Annotated in this window: 18 protein-coding genes; 11 read left to right on the top strand and 7 right to left on the bottom strand. The window is 70.5% G+C overall.

Annotation, left to right across the window (positions count from 1 at the left end; genetic code table 11):
- Positions 1-75 precede the first annotated feature (75 nt).
- Both IPK81_24770 and IPK81_24765 read right to left on the bottom strand, forming a co-directional pair.
- Complete coding sequence (locus IPK81_24770) at positions 76-1,806, bottom strand: dihydroxy-acid dehydratase (GenBank protein ID QQS12631.1); 1,731 nt, start codon at positions 1,804-1,806, stop codon at positions 76-78.
- 93 nt (positions 1,807-1,899) lie between these two features.
- Entirely contained in the window at positions 1,900-2,796 is an 897-nt protein-coding gene (locus IPK81_24765) for a hypothetical protein (protein QQS12630.1), read from the bottom strand.
- Positions 2,797-3,201: 405 nt separating this feature from the next.
- Here IPK81_24765 and IPK81_24760 point away from each other — a divergent pair, with 405 nt between their 5' ends.
- The 9 genes from IPK81_24760 to IPK81_24720 all read left to right on the top strand — a co-directional run bounded on the left by IPK81_24760 (position 3,202) and on the right by IPK81_24720 (position 13,930).
- Positions 3,202-5,121: a peptidyl-prolyl cis-trans isomerase gene (locus IPK81_24760; protein ID QQS12629.1), complete on the top strand. Its 1,920-nt coding sequence runs from the start codon at positions 3,202-3,204 to the stop codon at positions 5,119-5,121.
- Positions 5,122-5,130: 9 nt separating this feature from the next.
- Complete coding sequence (locus tag IPK81_24755; GenBank protein QQS12628.1) at positions 5,131-6,657, top strand: anthranilate synthase component I; 1,527 nt, start codon at positions 5,131-5,133, stop codon at positions 6,655-6,657.
- Between the two features lie 287 nt (positions 6,658-6,944).
- Entirely contained in the window at positions 6,945-8,201 is a 1,257-nt protein-coding gene (locus IPK81_24750; protein QQS15256.1) for an MFS transporter, read from the top strand.
- A gap of 214 nt (positions 8,202-8,415) precedes the next feature.
- Positions 8,416-9,228 (top strand): enoyl-CoA hydratase/isomerase family protein, encoded by an 813-nt coding sequence (locus IPK81_24745; protein QQS12627.1) that lies wholly within the window; start codon positions 8,416-8,418, stop codon positions 9,226-9,228.
- 242 nt (positions 9,229-9,470) lie between these two features.
- On the top strand, positions 9,471-10,241 hold the full coding sequence (locus IPK81_24740; GenBank protein ID QQS12626.1) for an SDR family oxidoreductase: 771 nt from the start codon (positions 9,471-9,473) through the stop codon (positions 10,239-10,241).
- Positions 10,242-10,525: 284 nt separating this feature from the next.
- Entirely contained in the window at positions 10,526-11,521 is a 996-nt protein-coding gene (locus IPK81_24735; GenBank protein ID QQS12625.1) for a phosphotransferase, read from the top strand.
- A gap of 327 nt (positions 11,522-11,848) precedes the next feature.
- The gene (locus IPK81_24730) at positions 11,849-12,259 is read left to right on the top strand and encodes a DUF350 domain-containing protein (protein ID QQS12624.1); all 411 of its coding nucleotides are present in this window, start codon (positions 11,849-11,851) and stop codon (positions 12,257-12,259) included.
- A gap of 23 nt (positions 12,260-12,282) precedes the next feature.
- Positions 12,283-12,774, top strand: coding sequence for a hypothetical protein (locus IPK81_24725; protein QQS12623.1), 492 nt, complete (start codon positions 12,283-12,285; stop codon positions 12,772-12,774).
- Positions 12,775-12,802: 28 nt separating this feature from the next.
- Positions 12,803-13,930 carry a glutathionylspermidine synthase family protein gene (locus IPK81_24720; GenBank protein ID QQS12622.1) on the top strand — a complete coding sequence of 376 codons (1,128 nt, stop codon included), beginning with the start codon at positions 12,803-12,805 and terminating at the stop codon, positions 13,928-13,930.
- 285 nt (positions 13,931-14,215) lie between these two features.
- Here IPK81_24720 and IPK81_24715 read toward each other — a convergent pair whose 3' ends face one another.
- From IPK81_24715 to IPK81_24695, 5 genes are all read right to left on the bottom strand, one after another.
- Positions 14,216-15,223, bottom strand: coding sequence for an aldo/keto reductase (locus IPK81_24715; GenBank protein ID QQS12621.1), 1,008 nt, complete (start codon positions 15,221-15,223; stop codon positions 14,216-14,218).
- A gap of 133 nt (positions 15,224-15,356) precedes the next feature.
- Positions 15,357-15,641 (bottom strand): hypothetical protein, encoded by a 285-nt coding sequence (locus IPK81_24710; GenBank protein QQS12620.1) that lies wholly within the window; start codon positions 15,639-15,641, stop codon positions 15,357-15,359.
- Positions 15,642-15,984: 343 nt separating this feature from the next.
- Positions 15,985-17,448, bottom strand: a complete 1,464-nt coding sequence (locus IPK81_24705; protein ID QQS12619.1) for an NAD(P)/FAD-dependent oxidoreductase — start codon at positions 17,446-17,448, stop codon at positions 15,985-15,987.
- Between the two features lie 7 nt (positions 17,449-17,455).
- Positions 17,456-18,052 (bottom strand): hypothetical protein, encoded by a 597-nt coding sequence (locus IPK81_24700; GenBank protein ID QQS12618.1) that lies wholly within the window; start codon positions 18,050-18,052, stop codon positions 17,456-17,458.
- A gap of 92 nt (positions 18,053-18,144) precedes the next feature.
- Positions 18,145-19,359, bottom strand: a complete 1,215-nt coding sequence (locus tag IPK81_24695; GenBank protein QQS12617.1) for an acyl-CoA dehydrogenase family protein — start codon at positions 19,357-19,359, stop codon at positions 18,145-18,147.
- A gap of 202 nt (positions 19,360-19,561) precedes the next feature.
- Between IPK81_24695 and argC the strand changes: the two genes are divergently transcribed.
- Together argC and IPK81_24685 are read left to right on the top strand one after the other, a co-directional pair.
- Positions 19,562-20,509 (top strand): N-acetyl-gamma-glutamyl-phosphate reductase, encoded by a 948-nt coding sequence (gene argC / locus IPK81_24690; GenBank protein QQS12616.1) that lies wholly within the window; start codon positions 19,562-19,564, stop codon positions 20,507-20,509.
- Positions 20,510-20,646: 137 nt separating this feature from the next.
- Complete coding sequence (locus tag IPK81_24685) at positions 20,647-21,084, top strand: hypothetical protein (GenBank protein QQS12615.1); 438 nt, start codon at positions 20,647-20,649, stop codon at positions 21,082-21,084.
- Positions 21,085-21,123: the final 39 nt, after the last annotated feature.

Raw genomic sequence — 21,123 nt, 5'->3', positions numbered from 1 at the left:
GTCGGAATGCGGGAACCCGCGCCGCCGGCCGGCGGTCACAGCCGAACGCGCCGCTCGACAACAATGGCGCGGAAGTCACAGCACGCAGCCATAGTGCGCCGAGGACACGAGGCGGATGTATTTGTCGCGCACGGAGCCGGGCCGCACGCGGCCGGCGCTCTCCGGCGCGCGCCATGACTCCATGCGCTTGGCGATCTCGGCCGCCGGCACCTCGAGGGTGAGCGTGCGGGCGCCGGGGTCGATGACGATGGTGTCGCCGTCGCGCACGGCGGCGATCGGTCCGCCGCGCGCCGCCTCCGGCGAGATGTGCCCGATCAGGATGCCGTGCGATACGCCGGAGAAACGGCCGTCGGTGATCAACGCCACGTCCTCGCCCAGCCCCCGGCCCTGGAGCTGGATCGTGAGCATCACCATCTCCGGCATGCCCGGCCCGCCGACCGGGCCGACGTTGCGGACCACGACGACGTCGCCCTTCACGACCTTGCCGGCGCGGATCGCCGCCATCGTCTCGGCCTCGGACTCGAACACCCGCGCGGGCCCGCGGAACTCGCCCTTCTCCAAGGTCTTGCCGGACAGCTTCAGCACGCAGCTCTCCGGCGCGAGATTGCCCTTGAGCACGCTGATGTGGTTGTTGGCCGGCGCCGTCGGCCGGTCCACGGGACGCACGACGTCCTGCGCCGGCAGCCGGTCGAGCGTCGGCACGTCGGCGAGGTTCTCGGCCAGCGTCCGGCCGCTGACCGTCATGACGTCGCCATGCAGCAGACCGGCGCGCAGCAGCTCCTTCATCACCACCGGCACGCCGCCGATGGCGTGCAGGCTGGTCATGGCGAACGGCCCGTGCGGCTGGAGGTTGCCGATCAGCGGCACGCGCTCGCCGATCGCCTGGATGCGCTCGACGGTGAGCGGCACGCCGGCCTCGCGCGCGATGGCCATCAGATGCAGGTACATGTTGGTCGAGCCGCCCATGGCGTAGACCGTGGTGATCGCGTTCTCGAAGGCGCGCTCCGTCATGATGTCGCGCGGCCGGATGCCGGCCTCCATCAGGCGGTAGAGCGCGTCGACCGTGGCGCGCGCCTGGGCGCGGACGTCGGCGTGGATGTCGCTGGCGGCGTCGTAGTCGGCGGGATGCGAGGCGCCGCGCGGCAGCATCATGCCGATGGCCTCTGCGATGGTGCTCATCGTGTTGGCCGTGAACATGGCGCCGCAGGTGCCGCTGCCCGGCATCACGTTGCGCTCGAGCTCGACGAGCTGCTCGGCCGACAGCCGGCCGGATTCGTGCGCCGCGCGGCCCTCGGCGTAGTCCATGATCGTGAGGTTGCCGCCCTTGGCCGCGTAGGGCGCGAACGACACCTGGCCCGGCGAGCTGGTGCCGGGATAGAGCACGAGACCGAAGGCGTTGGTCCGCGCCAGCGGCATCAGCGCCGCGGCGCCGGTCTTGTCGCAGCCGGAGATCACGATCATCGCGTCGCCGTGGTGGGCGTGGTGGCCGATCTCGAAGCAGTCCGCCACGACGTCGCGCGACACCAGGCTGTAGCCGGCCGTGGGCGTGCCCTGGGTCAGCGCGTCCGACACCGCCGGCGCGCCGACCACCAGCCCCTGCCCGCCCCGCTCCTTGAGCAGCTCGATCAGCAGGTCGGAGATGGTCCGCACGCGGTTGTTGCAGCGGTGGGCGTTGGTGTGGGCGGCGGCGATCGTGACCACGGCGCCGGTCTTGGCCGGCCCGTCCGGCTCGAACCCCGCCGCCCGCAGCTCGACCCGCGATTTCTTCCAGAAGGCGCTGCTGTCCTGCGCGGTGACGTCGGTCATGTGCGGGTCCTTGTTGGGGTGAGGCGCCCTATGATGGCGCCCGCCGCGCGGATGGGCAAACGCGCCGGGTCGCCAGCGCCCGCGAGACGCGGCCTACCGTGCTTGCGCCGCGCCGCTCACCGCCACCACCCGCTGCCCGAGCGCGGTGATCTTCTGACGCTGCTGGCCTTCGAGTTTCTCGGCGTCCTGCATGTGGCTGAACCACCGGTCGAGAAGCGCTTTGGAGCGCAGGTACAATTGCTGCTCGTCTGCCAGCTCGGAAAGCCGCGGATCCTTGTCGATCGCCGTCAGCACCGAATGGTCGAGCGCGGCGATGAAGCGGGCGCGATCCGGCTCGGCGAGCGTGACCAGCGCCGACAGTTCGGCGCCCATGGCTTTGAGGGCGTTGTCGTACTTGCGCCGGATGGCCTCCTCGGAGACGACGACCTCCGGCACGGTGTCGCGGATGGCGGCAGCGTGCTGGATCGGCCGTCGCAACGCGCCGAGTTTTCCGACGATTCCCGCGATCACGAAGTTGGGGTCGCCCTGCTCGTAGGCGCTGGCGGCCACCAGCGGGCCGAACAGCACCGTGGCCGCGGCGGTCCGGGGAATGGAGATCGCGAGGCGGACGGGAAGCTCCTGGATCGACCGGATGATGAACTGCGGGACCGCGAGTTGCTTGCCGACCTGGATCGCCGGGTTGTTCAACGCGATCTGCGCCGTCCGCACCGCGCGCGTCGACCGGGCGGCGGACTGGGCCCTCTGCAAGGACGTCAACGCGAACCGCGCGTAGAGGCCCTGGCCGCGCAGAACCCCCTGCGCCACCATCGCCCCTCCGCAGGTCAGCACGAGCGAGATCGCCAGCGCGCCCACGTCGATCCACGCCTGGGCGATGTTCCGCTTCGTCCACGCCGCCTCCTGCTGGACGATGATCTCCTGATATTCGCGGACGCATTGCGTCGCGCATTGAAGGAACGAATGCGCCTGATCGTAGATGATCGTCTCGGCCACGATCTCCTCGAGCAGCTCCTTCAGGTCCCGGGGACTGCCCATTTCCAGTACTCCCTCGTGCGGGGAACGGGTCGAGCGTGGCGTCAAGCCATCATACCATACCGGAGCCCCGTCCCGCGCCGCCGTTCGCGGGGTTCCCCGGGGCGTCCCGGCGCCGACGGCGGCCGCCGCCCGACGGACAGGCGCCATACGCCGCGGCGGGGACGCGACGGCGCCATCGGAGCGCCCCCGACCGGGGCGGAGGCCTGGGACAGGTCTCGTCCACCTCCCCGTCCGAACCCGCCGGCACCCCCCGAACCCGCTGGAATCGCGCGGTTTGCGGCGTTGCCGGGGACGGGCGGGCGGTGGTAGCTATCGCCCTCCCCGCGCGCCGCCCTTCCGGTGGCGCCGCCGACCGGATTCGTCATGAACAGTTTCCGCAAGATCGCGGCCTCGATCGTCCTCGCGCTGGTGCTCGGCATCATCCTGGTGGCCTTCGTGCTGGGCGACATCGCCGGCGTCGGCGGCGCGCTGCAGGCGGCCGGGCGCGACCCCGTGGTGGCGCGGGTCGGCGGCTGGCGGCTGGGGCCGCTGGAGTTCGGCGGCACGGTGATCAAGGGCCGCGAGGTGCGCGACCAGTTCAACCGCGACCTGGAGCGCTTCGGCGGCCAGATCACCGCCGACCAGGCCGTGCGGATGGGCGTGCCCAGCCGCACGCTGCGCACCATCGAGCAGCGCCTGCTGCTGGACCGCGCCATCCAGGACCACGGCGTCGTGGTGTCCGACCAGCAGGTGCGGCAGGCGATCACCGACACCCGCGCCTTCGCCGGCGTCGACGGCAAGTTCAGCCGCGACGTGTTCATGAACGCGCTGCGCCAGACCGGCACCACCGAGGCGCGGTTCGTGGCAGACATGCGCCGCCAGATCGCGCTGGAGCAGCTTCTCGGCGCCACGGCGGCCGGCGCCCGCGCGCCCGCCGTGGTGCGCGACGCGATGTTCCGCTTCCGCAACGAGAAGCGGATCGCCGAGGTCGTGTCGATCGACGCCGCCAAGATCACCGACGTGCCGGAGCCGACCGACGCCCAGCTCAAGACGCTGTACGACGCGAACCCGCGGCGCTTCGAGCTGCCGGAGCGGCGCTCGCTGTCCTTCGTCGTGATGTCGGCCGACGATTTCACCGCCCAGGTCGGCGTGTCCGAGGACGAGCTCAAGCGCGTGTTCGAGGACCGCAAGAACGAGTTCGGCCGGCCGGAGAAGCGCGACGTCGACCAGGTGCTGGTCGACGACGAGGCCACCGCGCGCAAGATCGCCGACGCCGTGGCGGGCGGCAAATCGCTCGACGACGCCGCCAAGGAGATCGCCGGCAAGGCGGTGATCAAGCTGGGCGTGGTCGAGAAGCGCGAGCTGCCGCCGGAGATCGCCGAGGCCGTTTTCGCCTCCGACAAACCCGGCGCCGCCATCGCCCCGGTCAAGACGCCGTTCGGCTGGCACGTGCCCCGGGTCAACCGCATCGACGCCGGCGAGGCGCCGGACTTCGCCGCCGCGCGCGCCAAGCTGGAGGCGGAGTTCCGCGCCCAGGCGGCCCCCGACCTGCTCGACAAGCAGGCGCGCGCCTTCGAGAAGGCGCTGGGCCGTCTCGATAAGCTCGAGGACGCCGCCCAGACGGTCAACGCGACGATCCGGACGGTGGCCGATGTCGACGCCGCCGGCGCCGGTCCCGACGGGATGGCGCGGCTGGCCGGGCCGTGGACGCAGGACATGCTGCAGGCCGCGTTCCGCCTCAAGGAGGGCGAGACCGGGGCGCTGGGCGAGACCAAGGCCGGCGTGTTCTACGTCGTGCGCGCCGACAAGGTGGCGCCGGCCCGCACGCCGCCGTTCGACGAGGTCAAGGACAAGGTCAAGACGGCGTGGACCCTGGCCGAGCGCCGCCGTCTGGCGGTGGCCCGCGCCAAGGAGATCGCGGACCGCGTCGGCGCCGTCGCCGAGCTGGCGTCGCTGGCCGCCGCCGCGAAGCTGGAGGTGAAGACCGCCAAGCCGATCACGCGGGCCGAGAACGACGGCCCGGCGGGGCTGACCGACGCGCTGGTCGGCGCGCTGTTCCAGTTGACGCCCGGCAAGACGGCGAGCGTCGCGACCGACAGCGGCGCCGCCGTGGTGCGCCTCAAGGAGATCGTCGCCGCCGACCCCGCGACGGCGGCCGCCGACCTGGAGAAGCTCGGCAAGGACCTCGACTCGGCGATGTCGAACGATCTGGCGGCGCAGTACGTCGCCTCGCTGGAGCGTCGCTACGGCATCACCCGCGACACGGCGGCGTTCGCGGCGCTGTTCCGGCCCGAGCAGCAATAGGCGCGGCCGATGAGCGTGTTCCCCGCCTACGACGCCTTCGCCGCCGACTACGCCGCCGGACGCCCAGGCCTGGTCTGGACGCGGATGGTCGCCGACCTCGAGACGCCGGTCTCGGCCTTCATCAAGCTGGCCGATGGGCGGCCCAACGCCTTCCTGCTGGAATCGGTCGAGGGCGGCACGGTGCGCGGCCGCTACTCGATCATCGGCTTCAAGCCCGACCTGATCTGGCGCTGCGTCGACGGGCGGGCGGAGATCAACCGCACCGCGCGGACGGCGCCGCACGCGTTCAAGCCGGTGCCCGGCCAGCCGCTCGACACGCTGCGCGCGCTGGCGCAGGAATGCCGCATCGACATGCCGGCCGAGCTGCCGCCGATGGCCGCCGGGCTGTTCGGCTTCCTCGGCTACGACATGGTCCGCTACATGGAGCGGCTGCCGAACAAGAACGTCGATCCGCTGGGCCTGCCCGAGGCCGTGATGCTGCGGCCGACGGTGATCTGCGTGTTCGACCGCCTGGCCGACAGCGCCACGCTGGTGACGCCGGTGTGGCCGGCCGAGGGCGTCGACGCCGAGGGCGCCTACGATCTGGCGCGCGAGCGGCTGGGCGACGCGATGGCCGATCTCGAGCGCGCGCTGCCGCACCAGCGCGAGGGCGCCACGACGGCCGACACCTCGCCGCCGCCCGAGGCCAACATGCCGAAGGCCGACTTCCTCGCCATGGTCGAGCGCTGCAAGGAGTACATCCGCGCCGGCGACGCCTTCCAGATCGTGCCGTCGCAGCGCTTCTCGACGCCGTTCACCCTGCCGCCGCTGTCGCTGTACCGCTCGCTGCGGCGCATCAACCCCTCGCCGTTCCTTATCCATTTCGACTTCGGCGACTACGCCATCGTCGGCTCCTCGCCGGAGATCCTGGTGCGGCTGCGCGACGGCGTGGTCACCATCCGCCCGCTGGCCGGCACGCGGCGGCGCGGCGAGACGCCGGAGCAGGACAAGGCGCTGGCGGAGGAGCTGCTGGCCGACCCGAAGGAGCGGGCCGAGCACCTGATGCTGCTCGATCTCGCGCGCAACGACGTCGGCCGGGTGGCCAAGATCGGCAGCGTCAAGGTGCGCGAGCAGTTCACGATCGAGAAGTACAGCCGCGTCCAGCACATCAGCAGCCACGTCGAGGGCGACATCAAGGACGGGCTCGACGCCATCGACGCGCTGGCCGCCGGCTTCCCCGCCGGCACGCTGTCGGGCGCGCCCAAGGTGCGCGCGATGGAGATCATCGAGGAGCTGGAGCCGGTCCGCCGCGGCATCTACGGCGGTTGCGCCGGCTACATCGCCGCCAACGGCACGATGGACACCTGCATCGGGCTGCGCACGGCGCTGGTGAAGGACGGCGTGATGTACGCCCAGGCCGGCGCCGGCGTGGTCGCCGACTCCGACCCCGAGTCGGAATACATGGAGACCGTCCACAAGGCGCGCGCCCTCGTCGACGCCGCCGAGGAGGCGGTGCGGTTCGCGACCACGCGGCGGTCGGGGAACCTGCCGGGATAGGGTCGCGGCGGCCGCGTCGACCGCGCATGCGCCTGTCAGCAGATTTTCCACCCTCTCCAGTCCACCGGATGGAGGCCCGTGGCGTCGTGTTCGTTCACTGCATCCACCGCTGACGCATCCACGCGAGCTGGTTCGACCGAAGGTTAGCGATGCGCCTGACGGTGCCGGTCATCCGGCGGCGCGTTCTCCCTGGAATCACGGATCGCAATTGTTCGGTCGTCGTCGAACCTTCGGCTTCATCCTCCAATGCACAGTGGGCGCCGGTTGTCCCAGCGGTCGAGCCACCTATGCCGGATGCGCGGCAATACGAGACCTTCTACGGTTGGCGCGTGGTCGCAGCAGCCTTCGTCCTGGCCATGTTCGGCCTCGGCATGGGCTTCCACGGACCACCGATCTATCTTCACGCCGTCCGGGAGACCCGCGGCTGGTCGCTTCCGCTCGTCTCGACGGCGATCACTGTCCATTTCCTGGTCGGTGCGGCGGTCACGGCCTGCCTACCCGCCTTTCATCGACGATTCGGCATCGCGCGCACGACGAAAGTCGGCGCCTTGGCCCTGGCGCTCGGAGTGCTCGGATGGGCGACTGTTGTGTCGCCTTGGCAATTGTTTGTCGCCGCGCTGCTGAGCGGCGCGGGTTGGGTGACGATGGGAGTGGCCGCGATCAACGCCATCGTCTCGCCGTGGTTCGTGCGCGCACGGCCGGCGGCTTTGGCAATGGCATACAACGGCGCCAATATCGGCGGTGTGGTGTTCGCGCCGCTCTGGGCAGTCGCCATCGGTCAAGTCGGCTTTCCCGCCGCGGCGGCAATGATCGGCGCCGCGATGGTCTTGGTGATCTGGATACTCGCCGACCGCGTGTTCTCGCGCACACCGGAGGGCATGGGGATGGCGCCGGATGGTGACGTCGCCGGCGCGGCGGCGGCCCCGAACGCGTCGTCGTCACCGCGGCCCTTGCCGGGATCGCAGCTATGGCATGATGCGAAGTTCCAGACGCTTGCGGCGGCAATGGCGCTCGGATTGTTCGCGCAGATCGGCGTGATCGCCCATTTGTACTCGCTGATGGTCCCCGCTCTCGGGGCGCGCGACGCCGGTCTTGCGATGGCGCTGGTGCCGGCTATGGCCGTGGCGGGGCGGACCTGTATCGGATGGCTGTTGCCGGCTGCCGCCGATCGGCGGTTGGTCGCCAGCGCCAGCTACGCTGTGCAGATCGCGGCATCGGTGGTGTTCATAGCCGGCGCCGGGGTCGACACCGCCGCGCTGCTGCTGGGCGTCGTGCTGTTCGGCCTCGCGTTCGGAAACGGTACCTGGTTGCCGCCGTTGATCGCCCAGACGGAATTCGCGAAGGAGGACGTTCCGCGCGTCGTTGCCCTGATCGTCGCGATGGCGCAGGCCGCCTACGCGTTCGCGCCTGCAGTCTTCGGGCTCGTCCGCGAGGTCGCTCCGCGATCAGAGGCCCATCCCGGCGACGCACCATATCTCTTCGTCCTCGCCGCGCTGGCACAGGGGTTGGCGATCGCGGCGTTCCTGGTCGGCCGTCGGAAATGAACCAGAACCTCGGGGCCGGCTCACTCGCGCTCCCTCTCCCTCAACTGTCCGGAAGAGCGCGGACGCGGAGGCGGAACCACCAAGTAGATTCATCCTCCCCACGCCGTTCCGGCAATTGGGCCTCGCGCAGCTTCGCAACACCATCATGCGCCCCACGCCCCCTTGCCCCGCTCCCCTCCTCCCCTACACTGGCGCGGAAAGATGGAGGGAACGGATGTCGGACTGGGAGAAGAGGTACACGCGGCTGGCGTTCGAGCGGCCGCATCCCCGCGTGCTGCGCGTGATCATGAACCGGCCGGAGCGGCTCAACGCCACCGACGAGGCGATGCACTCCGAGCTGGTCAGCGTGTGGCGCGACATCGACGGCGACGACACGATCAACTGCGTGATCCTGCAGGGCGCCGGCGGCAAGGCCTTCTCGGCCGGCGGCGATTTCGACCTGATCGAGAAGAACATGAAGGACTTCAACCAGCTGCTCAAAGTCTGGAAGGAGGCGCGCGACATCGTCTACAACGTCATCAACTGCTCCAAGCCGATCGTCAGCGCGATCCGCGGGCCCGCCGTGGGCGCGGGGCTGGTGGCCGGCATCCTCGCGGACGTGTCGATCGCCTCGAAGACGGCGCGCATCATCGACGGCCACACGCGGCTGGGCGTCGCCGCCGGCGACCACGCCGCGATCATCTGGCCGCTGCTGTGCGGCATGGCCAAGGCCAAGTACTACCTGCTGCTGTGCGAGGCGGTGAACGGTGAGGAGGCGGAGCGCATCGGGCTGGTGTCGATGTGCTGCGAGGATTCCGAGCTCGAGGCCAAGGCGCTGGAGGTCGCGACCAAGCTGGCGGAGGGCGCGCAGACCGCGATCCGTTTCACCAAGTACGCGCTGAACAACTGGATCCGCATGATGGGTCCGACGTTCGACACGTCGCTGGGTCTGGAGATGCTGGGCTTCCTCGGGCCGGAGGTGAAGGAAGGGCTGGCCTCGCACCTGGAGAAGCGCAAGCCGAAATTCCCGCCGCATTCGCCGCTGTAGGCGACGGCGGCCGACGCGTCTCATGCCCCCTCTCCGCCCGCGCAGCGGGGGGAGAGGGTTGGGGTGAGGTGGGTGGCTGCTCCGCCAATGGTGCCGAGCCTGACGCGTGGTGCGCCACCCGCGTCGGCTCGACCGTTCCAACCACCACCTCACCCTCCCGCGCTGCGCGCGGGCCCCTCCCTCTCCCCCGCTACGCGGCGGAGAGGGGCGAACGCCGCAATAGAACACCAAGGAGACACGACATGCGCGGACTATCGGTGAAGAACGTCATCGTCACCGGCGGCGGCGGCGCGATCGGGGGCGCGATCGTGCGGCGCTTCGCGGGCTACGGCGCCAATGTCGGCGTGTTCGACAAGGACATGGACGGCGCCGGCCGCGTCGCGCGCGAGGCCACCGCGCTGGGACCGGGCCGCGCCGAGGCGTTCGGCGTCGACATCACGTCGAACGACGCGGTGCGCACGGCCGTCGAGGCGTTCGAGCGCGAGGTCGGGCCGACCGACGTGCTGGTCAACAACGCCGGCTGGGACCGTCTCATCAACTTCGTCGACACCACGCCGGAGTTCTGGGACACGGTGATCGCCATCAACCTGCGCGGCCCGATCCACCTGCACCACGCCGTGCTGCCGGGCATGCTCAAGCGCGGCGCCGGCAAGGTGGTCAACATCGCCTCGGACGCCGGCCGCGTCGGTTCCTCCGGCGAGGGTGTCTATTCCGCCTGCAAGGGCGGCATCATCGCCTTCACCAAGACGGTGGCGCGCGAGGTGGCGCGCAAGGGCGTGACCTTGAACTGCGTCTGCCCCGGCCCGACGGACACGCCGCTGCTGGCCGCCGTGGCCGGCGCCGACGAACGCGGCAAGCGCATCCGCGACGCGCTGGTCAGCGCCGTGCCGATGAAGCGCGTCGGCCAGCCCGAGGACATCCCCGGCATCGTCTGCTTCCTGTCGTCCGACGACGCCGGTTTCATCACCGGCCAGACGATCAGCGTGTCCGGCGGGCTGACGATGGCGGGGTGAGCGGTCCGGCGCCGATCAGCGCGGGCTTTGCCCCTCACCCCGCTTGCGGGGTGAGCGGTCCGGCGCCAAACGCCGCGGGCGATTGAACAGGGGCGGACCCGCACGGCGGTCCAATGCCGAGAGCAAGCGCGCGCAGCTGCCACGGCTCCCCTGTCATCCCGAGCGCGGCGAGGGATCCAGGCGCCGTCCCTGAATCCCTCGCTGCGCTCGGGATGACAGCTTGGCGCCGCAGCGCACCAATGTGTCGTGGCGGCGACACCACGGCGCGCGGAGGCCGAGTGTCGATGGCGATGGACGAATTCGACGCCCTCTCCCCCGCCCGCCGCGACGCCCTGCGCGCGGCGCTGCGCGCGGCGTTCGGCGCGGCGCGCGTCGAGTCGGCCACGCCGCTGGCGGGCGGCGTGTCGGGGGCGTTTCCGTTCCGCGTCGAGATCGGCGGCCGCGCCTACATGGCCCGCGTCGAGGGCGTGCCGAGCCCGCTGCGCAATCCCCACCAGTACGAGTCGTTGCGCATCGCGGCGGCGGCCGGTCTGGCGCCCCGGGTCCATCACGTCGACGAGACGTCGCGCGTGGTCGTGACCGACTTCATCGAACGACGGCCACTCGCCACCTTTCCGGGTGGGCCACCGGCTCTGGCACGGGCGCTCGGGGAGCTCCTGGCGCGACTCCAGACGACCGACGCGTTCCCGCATTTCGTCACGTATCCCGCCATCGTCGCGCGGTTGTTCGCGCATGTCCGGCGGACGGGCCTGTTCGCCGACGGCGTGCTCGATCCCCATGTCGCGCACCTCGAACGGATCACCGCCGCCTACGACGCCGGCGCGCCGCCGCGCGTCTCCAGCCACAACGACCCGACCCCCGGCAATGTGCTGTTCGACGGCGAACGCCTGTGGCTGATCGACTGGGAATCGGCCTACCGCAACGATCCGCTGGTCGATGTCGCGATCGCGCTGGACACGCACGGCATGGGACCGGCGCTGGCGGCGGAACTGCTGCTTGGCTGGCTCGGCCGCGCGCCGGACGCCGCCACGCTCGACCGGCTCGCCACCGTGCGGGCGCTGACGCGGCTGTACTTCGCCGGGGTGTTCCTCAGCGGCTCGGCCGTCGCCCATGGCGCGCGCGGCGACTCCGACCTGTCGGCGCCGACCGTCGCGGCGTTCCAGCACGGACGCGCCGATCGCACCTTCGCGCCCGGCGCGGCGTGGCACGTCATGGGCAAGATGTACCTCGCCGCGTTCCTCACCGGCGCCGAACCGCCGGGGCTGGACGCGGCGGAGTAGCTGGGACGCTCCGGCGCGGCGTGAGCTGTCGCCCTCGCGCCACGACCGCGCGCCGCTGCCTTCCCAGGTCATCCTGAGCGGAGCGCCGTAGGCGCGCAGTCGAAGGATCTTTGCGCGTCCGGCGCCGCGACACGATCCTTCGACCGCGGCGCTGCGCGCCTCCGCTCGGGATGACATCGGAGGTCGAGCGGTTGCGGGAGATCGATGGCGGCGGCGACGCGGCGGCGGGGCGCCCGGATCGCCGCTAGAGCGCCCGCTCATTTTGTGGCATCATCGCAGCGGTGACAGGCGTGGCCGGGAACAAGGCGGCGCCGCGAGGAGGAGCGGATGGAAGAGCTGCTTGGACTGGTGCGCGGACTGCCGAATTTCGCGCAGCACGCGGTCGCGGCCACGGTGTCGGCGCTGGCGTTCCTGTGGATCTATTCCCGGATCACGCCGTGGCACGAGATGAAGCTGATCCGCGAGGGCAACGCGGCGGCGGCCGTCAGTTTCGGCGGCGCCTTCATCGGCTTCTGCATGCCGGTGGCCAACGTCATGGCCCACTCCACCAACGTGCTCGACTTCCTGCTCTGGGCGCTGGTCGCGCTGATCGTGCAGGTCGTGGTCCACGTCTCGGTGCGCCTGCTGATCGGGGACCTGATCAAGCACATCGAGGAGGGCGTGATGGCCTCGGCGGTGTTCGCCGCCGCGCTGTCGCTGGGCTTCGGGCTGCTCAACGCCGCCTGCCTGACCTACTGACGCCGGATCCGAGGAGCACCGCCATGGACGAACCTGTCCAGCAGCAGCCGCCGACCGGTTCGCGCATGTCGCGCACGGTGAAGCTCGGCCTCGTTGGCGCCGCCGGCGCCGCCGCGCTCTACTCCTGCGCCGCCATCCCCAATTCCAGCGCCATGCGCAACTCGCAGACGCTGATGGGCATGCGCAACCCCTTCTACAGCCCGCCGGCGATGGTCAACGGCGTGCCCTGCCCGCAGCTTCCTGCCGGCACGCCGGGCTGTCCGACCACGTCGTCGTCGAGCAGCTCCTCCTACCGCTCCTACGGCGGTTCCAGCGGCTGGTGGGGCTGGTCGTCACCCTCGACCACGACGACGCGCAGCCCGTCCGGCTCGACCGATCCGGGGACCAGCGGCTTCCGCTCCGGCACGCCGGGCTCGGGCTCGAGCTCGTCCTCGACATCGGGGTCGACCAGCACCAGCTCGCGCGGCGGTTTCGGCTCGTCGGCCTCGTCGCACGGCTCGTCCTCCTCCAGCTAGTCCCGCCGCGCCGGTCCGGAGTGCCTTCATGATCCGCGAGTCCTCGCCGCAGCGTCTGGATTGGCAGCGCAAGCTCGAGGAGGTCGGCGTCGACTTCCACCACATGGACGGGATCCGGTACTGGGCCGAGGAGGTCCGCTACCGCTTCACGTCGCGCGAGGTCGACGAGCTCGACGACGCCACCGCCGAGCTGCACAGGCTGTGCCTCGCGGCGGTCGAGCACGTCGTGAGCAAGGGACTGTGGGAGAAGCTCGCGATCCCCGCCGAGTTCGGCGCCTACATCTCGCGCGTCTGGCGGCGCGGCGATCCCACCCTGCTGGGCCGCTTCGACCTCGCCTACGACGGCCGCAATCCGCCGAAGCTGCTGGAGTACAACGCCGACACGCCGACGGCGCTGCTCGAGACTGCGGTGGCGCAGTGGCACTGGGTGCAGGAGGTCGTGAAGGGCGCCGACCAGTTCAACAGCGCGCACGAGAAGCTGATCGACGCCTGGAAGGCGATCCGCGACAAGCTGCCGCCCGGCGCCACCGTGCATTTCTCGCGCTTCGAGGACCAGCCCGAGGACTACGCCACGTCGGAGTACCTGCGCGACACCTGCGCCCAGGCCGGGCTCGCGACCAAGGCGCTGACCGTGGCGGAGATCGGCTGGAACGGGCTGCGCTTCACCGACATGCAGGAGATGCCGATCCAGGTGATGCACAAGCTCTATCCCTGGGAGTGGATGGCGCGCGAGCAGTTCGGCCGGCACGTGCTGACCGACACCACGGCCTTCATCGAGCCGGCGTGGAAGATGATCCTCAGCAACAAGGCCGTGCTGCCGCTGCTGTGGGAGCTGTTCCCGAACCATCCCAACCTGCTGGAGGCGCATTTCGAGCCCGACCCGCGGCCGGAATCGCGCATCGTCAAGAAGCCGTTCTTCAGCCGCGAGGGCTCGAACGTCGAGCTGATCGGACCGGGGCTGGGCCAGAAGGCCGGCGGCACCTACGGCGCCGAGGGCTTCATCTACCAGAAGTACCACGAGCTGCCGCGCTTCGACGGCTACCACGCGGTGATCGGCTCCTGGGTGGTCGCCGGCCAGCCCGCCGGCATGTGCGTGCGCGAGGACTCCTCGCCCATCACCCACAACGCCAGCCGCTTCGTGCCGCATTATTTTTGAGGGTCCGGCAGGCGCGCCTTCCCCCTTCTCCCCCTGGCGAGGGGGAGAAGGTGCCGCGTCTTCGCGGCGGATGAGGGGCTTCGCGGCGGTGCGTCTCTCACCGGCCGTCGCCCTTGTTCGACGACCGTGAAGCCCCTCATCCCCGCCGCGGCTGCCGCGGCGTACCTTCGGGCACCTTCTCCCCGGATGACGGGGGAGAAGGGAACCGTCGGCGCTTCGCGCCACCTTCTCCCCTCCTACGAGGGGAGAAGGGAAGAGACCGCGCTTAGCCCCGCTTCCCTTCCCCTACCGCCCCGCGCCGCCGGGCATCTTCACGGCGGCGTCGCGGCGGACGTGCATGTCCTCCTCGAACGAGCGCGGGTAGCGGTGCGGCAGCGTCGACACGGCGTCGAGTTTCGCGCGCGCGTCGGCCGGCAGGGTCCAGCCGGCGGCGCCCAGCGTGTCGCCGAGCTGGGCGGCGTCGCGGGCGCCGACGATGGCGCTGGTGATGAAGGGCCGGTCGAGCACCCAGCGCAGCGCCACCTGCGAGGCCGGCCGGCCGAGCTCGCGCGACACCTCCAGCAGGACCTTCAGCGTCTCGTCGCAATTGGCGGCGAAGAAGCGCGACGGCAGGGCCCAGTTGGTGGCCGAGCGCGAGCCCTCGACGCGGCGCTCGCCGGGCTTGTAGCGGCCGGCGAGGAAGCCGCCGGCCAGCGGCGACCACACCACCACGCCCAGCCCTTTGAGCTCGCACACCGGCACGATCTCCTGCTCGATGTCGCGCACGACGAGGCTGTACTGCGGCTGGTAGGCGTCGAACCGGGTCCAGCCCCTGGTGTCGCTGATCCACAGCGACTCCATCAGGCGCCACGCCTCGTAGTTGCTGCACGCGGTGTAGAGCACCTTGCCCTGGCGCACGAGGTCGTCGAGCGCGCGCAGCATCTCCTCCAGCGGCGTCTGGATGTCGACGTGGTGGATGTAGTAGACGTCGACGTAGTCGGTCTTCAGGCGGCGCAGGCTGTCCTCGAGCGCGCGCACGATGTGGGCGCGGGACATGCCGGAATCGTTCGGCCCCGGCCCCATGGGATTGAAGAACTTGGTGGCGAGCACCGCCTCGCGCCGGCGGTCCTTGAGCGCGTCGCCGAGCATCGTCTCCGACACGCCGCCGTTGTAGGCGTTGGCGGTGTCGAAGAAATTGACGCCGTGGTCGAACGCCGCGCCGACCAGGCGCGAGACCTCGGGCGCGTCGGCGCCGTTGCCGAACGTCATCGTTCCGAGGCAGATCTCCGAGACCTTCAGGCCGCTGCGGCCCATGCGGCGATATTGCATCCCTCGTCCCCTTCCCGGTGCGCGCGGCGCGGCGCCCTCGCGCCGCGGCTCCCGTTCCACCGGAACGCGCGCCGGCGCGATCCTGCCGCCAAGGCCGTGCGCTCGTCCAGCGCCGGCGTCACTTCACGAAGGCGTTGCGGGTCAGCGCCACGACCATGAACAGGAACGCGCCGATCACGGCGCCGCCGGCGGCGTAGCCGAGCAGCGCCGCGGTCTCGGTCGGGATCGGCACGCCGCGCATCATGTCGCGCACCGCCAGCAGCGGCGCGCCGGCCAGCGTGCCGTAGCCGGCGGCCTGCGCCACGCTCCAGCGCTTCGGCGGCAGCGTGATCCCGCCGGTCGGACGCGGCTTCTCGACGGGGGCTCCGAGCCGCGCGGCGCGGCGGCGTTGGGCGCGGGACATGGGCGGCGGTCCTCGTTCAGGGCGCCTCCGGTATATCGGGGCGGCGGTGGCGGCGCCAATCCCGCGTGTCCTCCCTTCTCCCCGCGCATGAGGGGAGAAGGAAAGCTATGCGGCTTCCGGCCCGGAAGGGCGCTTCGACTACGGCGCCGGGCGGCTCCGCGCGGGACGACGAGGTGGATGGCTGATGCACTCTCCTCATGCCCCCTTAACCACCACCCTGTTCGTCATCCTGAGCGAAGCGCCGAAGGCGCGCAGTCGAAGGATCCTGTCTCTGCCTACGACGCGGAAAGATCCTTCGACTAAGGCGCTGCGCGCCTCCGCTCAGGATGACGGGATAGAGGGCTCAGGCGGGCGGGTTGGAGTAGACCATGGCCTTGTCCTCGACCGAGCCGAAGCGGAGGTCGATCAGGTCCCGGATGTAGTTCTGGCGCAGCTTCCACGGCTTGCGCGACCCCTGCTTCGGGAACAGGTGCAGCGCGCGCTGGATGTAGCCGGAGGAGAAATCGATCCACGGTTCGGCGGCCATCGCGGGATCGTCGACGCGGGGCACGCACTGCTTGAAGCCGCCTCGCTCCATGTGGTTGAGCAGCCGGCAGACGTAGCCGCAGATCAGGTCGGCCTTCAGGGTCCACGAGGCGTTGGTGTAGCCCGACACGGCGGCGAGGTTGGGCACGCCGCTGAACATCATGCCCTTGTAGCCGAACGTGTCGCCCAGCCGGACGGCCGCGCCATCGACCGTCAACGCCATGCCGCCGAGCGGCAGCAGCTCCAGCCCGGTCGCGGTCACGATGATGTCGGCCGGCAATTCGGCGCCGGAGGCAAGCTTGACGCCGCCGGCGGTGAAACGCTCGACGCGGTCGGTCACCACCGAGGCGGTGCCGGCGCGGATGGCGCGGAACAGGTCGCCGTCGGGCACGAGGCAGAGCCGCTGGTCCCACGGGTCGTAGCGCGGCGCGAAATGCGTGGCGACGTCGTAGTCCCGGCCCAGCGCCTGGCGCACGCCGCCGAGGATCAGCTTCTTCACGCGCGCCGGGCTGCGCTTGCACAGGCGGTAGAACCACATGCCCAGCAGGACGTTCTTCCACCGCGTCAGCCCGTAGGCGAGCTTCGCGGGCAGCCACGCGCGCAGGCGGTTGGCGATCGAGTCCTCGGCCGGCCGCGCCACCACGTAGGTCGGCGAGCGCTGCAGCATGGTGACGTGCGCCGCCGTGCGCGCCATCTCAGGCACCACCGTGACGGCCGTGGCGCCGCTGCCGATCACGACGACGCGCTTGCCGACGTGGTCGAGGTCCTCGGGCCAGAACTGCGGATGGACGATGCGGCCGCTGAAATCCACCGCGCCCGGAAATTCCGGCGCGTGCCCGCGGGCGTAGTCGTAGTAGCCGCTGCACACGAACAGGAAGGCGCAGGTGAGAGTCACGCGCTCCTTGTCGGCGCCGCGCTCGACCTCGACCGTCCAGCGCGAATCGGCGCTCGACCACGAGGCCGCGACGACGCGGTGGCGGTAGCGGATCTTCGCCTCGATGCCGTTCTCGGCCGCCGTCTCGCGGATGTAGCGCAGGATCGACGGCCCGTCGGCGATCGCCTTGGCCTCGCGCCACGGCTTGAAGGCGTAACCCAGCGTGTACATGTCGGAGTCCGAACGCACGCCGGGATAGCGGAACAGATCCCACGTCCCGCCGCTGCGCTCCCTGCCCTCGAGGATGGCGTAGCTGCGGCGCGGGCAGTCGCGCTGCAGATGGTACGCCGCCCCGATCCCCGACAGGCCGGCGCCGACGATCAGGACGTCGAGGTGTTCGGGAGGCATAGGCGGGTCACTCCTCATCGTCGACGCGAACACACTCCGTCCCGTCGCGGAGGAACACCCGTACGCCGATCGACGAGGCACCCGGGCAAGTGCCATTGAACCTCTCGGTCCTGGCGCCAGGTAGCGCGATTGAATACGTGCCTGTCGGAGACTCACGCCCGACTTCGGCCCTACGGTTATGCGGGCTCCTGACACCCGCCTCTGTCGGCAGGTATGGATTGCTGAAAGCGCGCGTTCCGATCCTCACGTGAACTTGATCGATGCCCAAGCGCTCCAAGTAGGCGCGGATAGCGAGCGCCCTTCGCATGTCGAGATCGGAGAACCCGGCGGCAGCCTCGGCCCCGTCGATATGCGCGACGATCCTCACGATCTGGCATCCTGGCGGATAGTCGTGCACCCGGATCGCGACTTGTTTTACCGTTATACGGGCGGCATCCGTTAAGTCGGCGGATCCATAACCGAAGTACGCCAACTGGTAGCGCATGCAGGCGTCGGCCGGCGACGGCGTCGCCGCGAACAGCACCGACGCGAGCGCGAGAAGGCCGACGCCGCGCAATACGAGGTGTGCCCAGGTCCGGGTTCCGCAGGGCCGCAGTTCCACCATTCCGCGACTCCTCTCCGGCGGGCGCCCACCTCACCCCGGCCCTCTCCCCCCGCGAGCGGGCGGAGAGGGCGGAACGCGCTAGACGACTCCGCTCACAACCCCAGCAGCGCCTTGGCCAGCACGTTGCGCTGGACCTCGGAGGAACCGCCGTAGATCGTGCTCTTGCGCTGGTTCATGTAGCGCGGGGTGACGTCGTCGCTGTAGCCGGGGCCGACCGGCACGACGTTGGAGTCGTAGTTGCGCATCTCGGTGAACGGCTGGCCGTAGTTGCCGACCGCCTCGACCGCCAGCTCGGTGATCTTCTGGCCGACCTCGGTGCCGCGCATCTTGACGACCGAGGCCATCAGGCCGGGCGCGTCGCCGGTCTTGAGCGAGCTGTAGAACATCAGCTCGTTCATCTCGACGGCGTCGATCTCCAGCGCCAGCGCCGCGACCTTGTCGCGCCACGACTCGTCCTCGGGCAGCGGCTTGCCGTCCTTGGTCCACAGCGCCGCCAGTTCCTCGAGATGGCGGAACGCCTTGCGCAGGCGCGGGCCGTGCGCCTGGCCGCCACGCTCGAACTCCAGCAGGAACTTGGCGTAGGTCCAGCCCTTGTTCTCCTCGCCGACGCGGTTCGCGACCGGCACGCGCACGTCGGTGAAGAACACCTGGTTGACCTCGTGGCGGCCGGGCACGCGGGTGCCGTCGCCGAGGTAGATCGGCTCGACCTTGATGCCGGGCGTGGTCATGTCGATCAGCAGGAAGGAGATGCCCTCCTGCGGCTTGCCCTCGGTCGAGGTGCGCACGAGGCAGAAGATGTAGTCGGCCCAATGGGCGTTGGTGGTCCAGATCTTCTGCCCGTTCACCACGTAGTGGTCGCCGTCGCGCACCGCCCGCGTCTTCAACGCGGCAAGGTCGCTGCCTGAGCCGGGCTCGGAATAGCCCTGGCACCACAGCATGTCGGCGTTGGCGATGCGCGGCAGGAAGCGCTTCTTCTGATCCTCGCTGCCGTACTTCATCAGGACCGGCGCCACCATCTTGAGGCTGAACGAGGAGAGATAAGGCGAGTCGGCGCGCGCCATCTCCATCTCGAAGATGAATTTCTGGGTCGAGTTCCAGCCGGTGCCGCCGTACTCCTTGGGCCAGTTCGGCACCAGCCAACCCCTGCCCGCCAGCGCCTTCTGCCACTGGATCAGCCTCTCCCGCGAGACGTGGCTGCTGCGGCTGCGGCGCGATTCCTCGGCGACCTCGACCGGCATGTTGGCCGTGATCCAGTCGCGGACCTCCTTCTGGAAGGCCAGCTCCTCGGCGGTGAATCCTAGACGCATGGCGCGCTCCCTCGGGCGGATCGTGGCGTGGCGGCGATTTTCGGGCAGCGCGCGCGTCGCGGCAAGCCGGGTCCGGGTGTGGCGCCGGCGACACACCGCCGGGCGAAATGGAGCGGCGCGGCCGCCGCCCCTTGACCCCGGGCCGCGCCGGCGTATCTATCGGCCCGCGCCCGATTCCGGGCGGCGAAGGAGGATCCATGACATGACCGCGACGGTCCGGAAGGCATCGGTGTTCATCGACGGCGAGGCGGGTACCACCGGCCTCGGCATCCGCGAGCGTCTGCGCGCGGTGCCGGGCGTGGAGCTGAAGAGCGTCCCCGTCGAGCGACGAAAGGACCCCGAGGCGCGACGGGCCGTGATGGCGGATGTCGACGTGGTGATCCTGTGCCTGCCCGACGACGCGGCGCGGGAATCGGTGGCGCTGGCCGACTCGCTGGGCAACAAGGCGCCCCGCCTGCTCGACGCCAGCACCGCGCACCGCGTCGCCGAGGGCTGGACCTTCGGCTTCCCCGAGCTGACGCGCGCCCAGCCGGCGGCGATCCGCGCCGCCCGCAAGGTCAGCAACCCCGGTTGCTACCCCTCGGGCGGGATCGCGCTGCTGCGTCCGCTGGTCGACGCCGGCATCATGCCGCGCGACTACCCGGTCGTGGTGCACGCGGTCAGCGGCTACAGCGGCGGCGGCAAGTCGATGATCGAGGCTTGGGAGGGCGGCAACGCCCCCCATTTCGAGGTCTACGGCCTGCGGCTGGAGCACAAGCACGTGCCGGAGCTGCAGAAGTTCGCCGGCCTGACCCGGCGTCCGATCTTCGTGCCGTCGGTGGGCAACTACCGCCAGGGCATGATCGTCAACGTGCCGCTGCATCTCGACACGCTGGTCGGCAAGCCGTCGACGCGCGATCTCGAGGCGGCCCTGTCGGCGCACTACGCCGGCAGCGACCGGATCTCCGTCGTGCCGGTGGACAGCGCCGACAAGGCGTCGGACCGGCTCGAGCCGGAGGCGCTGAACGACACCGACAAGATGGAGCTGCGTGTCTACGGCAACGCCAAGCACGGGCAGGTCATCCTGTCGGCGCGGCTCGACAACCTCGGCAAGGGCGCCTCGGGCGCGGCCGTGCAGAACCTGCAGGTGATGCTCGACCTCGCGGCCTGAGCGCCGCGGCCACCCGCCAAAGGAAAGCCCCCGTCCGCCCGGACGGGGGCTTTTTCATGGGCGTCCGCGCGCCATGGTCGCGCCACACCGTGGAGTGAGATAGGGGCGGAACGTCATTCGCCCTGGAGGTCATCGACATGCGTACGATCGTCTTGGCGGCGCTGTGCGCGGCCCTGCTCGTGGCGCCCGCTGTCGCGCAACCCCACGGCAAGGGCGGCGGACCGCCCGCCGCGGCGGCACCCGGCCCTTCGGTGACCGTCTCGATCACGATCCCGGCGCCGAACCAGACGGCGATCCGCCAATACTACACGCGGCAGGCCGCCGGCGGCCATTGCCCGCCCGGCCTCGCCAAGAAGAACAACGGCTGCCTACCGCCGGGCCAGGCTAAGAAATGGGCGATGGGTCGACCATTGCCGGGGGCCGTCGCCTACGTGGCGCTGCCCCAAGGTTTGCTCGCGGTCATGATCCCCGCGCCGGCCGGCTACCAGTACGCGCAGGTCGCCAACGACGTGCTGCTGATCGCCATCGGCACGCGCATGGTCGTCGACGCGGTGCAGGACCTGATCCGGAACTAGCGGCCCGGACGGCCGCTCGGACGAAACCGCCGGCGAGCC

It is taken from the genome of Rhodospirillales bacterium, from assembly GCA_016699855.1.
Lineage (GTDB): Bacteria > Pseudomonadota > Alphaproteobacteria > Reyranellales > Reyranellaceae.
This window is presented reverse-complemented; position numbering and strand designations above follow the sequence as displayed.